Source organism: Pantoea sp. SIMBA_079, assembly GCF_046940275.1.
GTDB classification, from domain to species: Bacteria; Pseudomonadota; Gammaproteobacteria; order Enterobacterales; family Enterobacteriaceae; genus Pantoea; species Pantoea borealis.
This window is the reverse complement of sequence record NZ_JAWRYR010000618.1, coordinates 1-254: the sequence shown is the minus strand read 5'-3', so window position 1 is coordinate 254 and position 254 is coordinate 1. Positions and strand designations below refer to the sequence as shown.

Genomic DNA, 254 nt, shown 5'->3' with positions numbered 1-254 from the left:
CAAGCGCCTAGCATTCATTGCCGCTCAGTTGGACCCGAGGGTGATGCAGCGTGCCGAGGGTTTCCGTCAGGCGCTGGCAGAGGCCGGTTTGCAGGCCGCCGAGCTGGAAGTGTTGGCGCCGGAGCCATCGTCGATTGCCCTGGGCAGCGCGCTGTTCAGCCAACTGATGCAGCAGGCGCCGGATGTCGACGGCATCTTCTTCTGTAACGACGACCTGGCCCAAGGCGCGGTGCTGCAGGCCTTGCGTCAAGGGG

The 254-nt window shown here is 65.4% G+C and carries 1 pseudogene; it reads left to right on the top strand.

Annotated elements, in window-relative coordinates:
* Positions 1–43: 43 nt before the first annotated feature.
* Positions 44–254, top strand: a pseudogene (locus SB719_RS21420) (transcriptional regulator); the annotation flags it as partial.